Origin of the sequence: Aeromicrobium sp. (genome assembly GCF_014378035.1) — a bacterium.
In the GTDB taxonomy this organism is placed as follows: Bacteria; Actinomycetota; Actinomycetes; order Propionibacteriales; family Nocardioidaceae; genus Aeromicrobium.
Genome location: NZ_JACMOM010000346.1, coordinates 1 through 3,913, shown reverse-complemented (window position 1 = coordinate 3,913; position 3,913 = coordinate 1). Strand labels below are relative to the sequence as shown.

The window sequence follows — 3,913 nt, the reverse complement described above, 5'->3', positions numbered from 1 at the left end:
TCCAGCTCGCGGCAGTCGGCGACATCCCGGTGGTGTTCGACCAGTCGACGAACGAGATCGTGACCGAGGGCGGGCAGAAATACGGCATCGGCGACGAGTCGGGCCTCAAGCTCCAGCAGACCGGCCCCGAGTCATCCTTCGCGGTTGTGGCGACAGCCGATTCCCTCGTGCGCATCGATCTGGGCTCTGGCAGCGCCGAGACGGTGAACGCCGGCTTCGAGAGCACCAGCAGGGAGCTCGACGGTGTCGCGACGCGGGTCAACCAGGACGGGTGCGCCCACGGTGCCTGGGGTTCCGAGCAAAAGTATCTCCTCTCGTGCGAGGGCCAGGAGCCTGCTCCTCAGGACATTGCCGAGCCCACCCAGGCCAGCGTGCTCGAGTTCCGCGTGAACCGCACGATCATCGCCCTGAACGACCTTGTCAACGGCAATGTGTGGCTGCCCAGCGAGAACATGCGTCTCGTCGACAACTGGGATGACGTGACACCGCCCGTCGAGGAGGAGTCCGAGGAGATCGGCCAGGAGAAGTCGTCGATCCAGTCCTTCGAGGACACCCTCGCCGAGCGCACCGACACGAACAGGCCGCCCACGGCGAAAGACGACGAGTTCGGCGTTCGCCCCGGGCGCACCACCATCTTCTCAGTGCTCGACAACGACTCAGACCCCGACGGTGACGTGCTGGTCATCTCGGCCTATGACGCCATCGCCGAGACCACGGGCACGCTCGACCCCATCGATGGCGGTCGCGCCCTGCAGTTCACGCCCGTCGAGGGGTTCGTCGGCGCCATCTCCTTTAACTACACGGTGGATGATGGCCGCGGCGGCACGGCCTCGGCCAACGTCACGGCGCGGGTGGTTCCCGACGAGATCAGCCAGCCACCGTACTCGGTGAGGCTGCCCGGCGTCGCGGTGGAGGCGAACCAGACCATCACCTACAACGTGCTCTCCGACTGGCGCGACCCGGACGGCGACGACCTGTACCTCATCGGTGCCAGCCCGAAGTCGGCCGACCTTGTCAGGTTCACGCCGGACGGCTTCATCACGTTCACCCACCAGACCTCCGAGCTCGGCGAGAAGGAGGTGCAGTTCCAGGTCAGCGACGGCAACGGACCACCGGTCGCCGGCACGCTCACCGTCACGGTCGAGCCCGCTGGCTCGCTCAATCCCGTCGGAACTCCCGACTTCGCCAGTGCATTCGCCAACGAGACGGTGGTCGTCGAACCTCTCAAGAACGACCTGTCGCCCTCGGGCGCGCAGCTGTCGCTGGTGGGAATGGATGAGGCGACCGGTGGCGCCGTGGCATCCTTCAACTCCGATCGTGGCCAGGTCACGTTCTCCTCCGCCAACGCCGGCATCTTCTACATGAAGTACTCCTTGCAGGCCGGCGCGAACACGAGCGTGGGAATCATCCGCATCGACGTCAAGGACAAGCCTGCAGACGAGAGCCTGCCCCCGGTTGCCGTGAAAGACACGGCGTACCTGCGCGGTGAGGAGCCGGTGACGGTCTCCGTGCTCTCCAATGATGTGAGCCCGACCGGCAAGATCATGGCCGTGCAATCGGTGACCGTGCCACCGGATGTGGTGGCCAAGGGCCTCGTCGTCGAGCTGCTCGAGTCGACCCTCATCCGCATCACCTCACCGGCCGCTCTCACCGAGCAGGTCAATTTCACGTACACGATCTCGGACGGGCTCTCCACGGCGACCGCGGGTGTCACGATCGTGCCGGTGCCGGCTCTCACGAAGCACCAGCCGCCCATCGCGGCCAATGATGCTGCAACGGTTCGCGTGGGCGACATCATCACGCTGGATGTGCTCTCCAACGACACGCACCCCGACGCCTCGACCATGTTCCTCGACTCGAATCTGATCACGGCGCCTACCGACGGCCTCGCGTTTGTGGCCAAGAACAAGTTGCGCTTCCAGGCGCCCACCACGGCGGGGGAGTATCGGGTCGACTACCGCGTGCTCGACCCCTTCGGCGAGACGGCCGCGGCCACCGCGATCTTCACCGTGACGCCGCTGGACGAGGAGGGCAACCGCGATCCGGTTCCCGATCCGCTCGTGGGTCGCGTGCTCGCGGGCGGCTCGATCCGTATCGATGTGCCGCTGAACGGCATCGACCCCGACGGTGACTCGACCCAGCTGCAGAATTTCCCGAGCAACCCGACCCTGGGCTCGCTCGCGGAGGTCGGCAACGACTACTTCATCTACAACTCCTCCGAGGCGGCCGTCGGCACCGACGAGTTCAGCTACCGGGTCTACGACGCGTTCGGGGCGACGGGCGACGCGACCATCAAGATCGCCGTCATCCCGCAGCCCACCGAACTGCAGCCGCCGAATGCGGCACCCGACAGCGTGTCCGTGCGTCCGGGTCGCATAGCGCAGGTCGACCTGATGGCCAACGACTCAGACCCGCAGGGCTCGCCGATCAAGGTCTCGAAAGTGCTCGTCGACGTTCCGGAGGGTATCGAGGCCGAGGTTGTGGGCCGCCAGTACCTCGTCGTCACAGCGCCAGATACCGAGCAGTCGTTCTCGCTGCGCTATGAGCTGACCAACGATCGCGGCGGCAAGACCATGAGCTACGTGCTCGTGACCGTGACTCCGGATGCCCCGCTACTGCCCCCGTCGGCCGACGATGTCCCGATCCTCACCAAGGACATCGCGGGCAAGAAGTCGATCACCGTGGATGTATTCGCCGGTTACGCCTTCAACCCGTCCGGGAAGACCGAAGACCTCGTCGTCTCGGTCGAGGGTCCTAACGCGGGAGCGGCGGCGCTCGCCGAACGCAACGGCCAGATCGATGTCACCCCCGGGCCACTCCGCCAGGCGATCGCCTATCGCGTGACCAACGAAGCGGACGAGCTCAGTGCGATGGCTTTCATCCTCGTGCCGGCCGCCGTCGACGAGAATTTCGACGAGCCTCCGACGATCGACCCGAACCTGCCCATTCAGTACGTGAGCATGAACGAGTCCCGGCAGTGGAAGCTCTCCGACATCGTCGTGGCGCCATCGGGCCGCGACGTGCACATCTACGACAAGACCACGGTGAGCGCGATTCGCAGCAACGGCGACCCGAACTTCGTGGATGAGGGCTCCATTGCCTTCACGCCGACCCTCGACTACCGGGGCCCGGCGTCGGTCACCTTCAGCGTCTCGGACGGAGACTCGAAGAACGACCCGAAGGGCATCCCCGCCACGCTGACCCTGCCGATCATCGTCGGCGATCCGGAGTTCAGGGACACACCGCCCGTCTTCACCACACCCAATCTGCAACTTGAGGTCGGGGAGACAACCACGGTCGACCTGCGCCAGTCGACGGGCCACCCCAACCCCCAAATCCTGCAGCAGGTCACCTACTCCGAGATCGCCCCGTCCGGCTCAGCGCTGAGCGCGAACCTCAGCGGATCACAACTGGCGCTGAGCGTTCCGCGGGATACCCCCAAGGGCACCACGTACACGGTCGGGGTCACCCTCCGCTGGGACACGTTCACGGTTCCCGGCACGATCAACGTCACGGTGGTCGGCTCGACCAGGCCACTGCCGGTGGCCGTATCTGACACCTACGAAACCAAGCGCCCGGTGGGCACCTTCGTGATGGATCCGCTGGTCAACGACTCCAACCCGTACCAGACCACCGGCGAAGCGCTGACGATCGTGGATGCGCAGATCACCAACGCCGGTAGTGTCGGCTCGATCTCGTTCACCGGTACCCAGATCAGGGTCACGCCCAACTCGAGCCCGCCGTACATGGTGATCGAGGTCGTCTATACGGTGCAGGATGCGACGAAGGACAGGGATCGCCGCGTCAACGGCACGATCACCTTCACCGTGACCGACGTCCCGGACGTCGTGCAGAAGCCCGACAGCGACGGGGGATCCGCGATCGGCGGGGACGGCTCGGCGACGATCAGGTT

The 3,913-nt window shown here is 65.6% G+C and carries 1 protein-coding gene; it reads left to right on the top strand.

Going from position 1 to position 3,913, the window contains the following annotated elements:
• Positions 1 to 3,913 (top strand): Ig-like domain-containing protein (locus tag H7290_RS18220; RefSeq protein WP_290515436.1); only part of this gene is annotated, 3,913 nt, incomplete at both ends.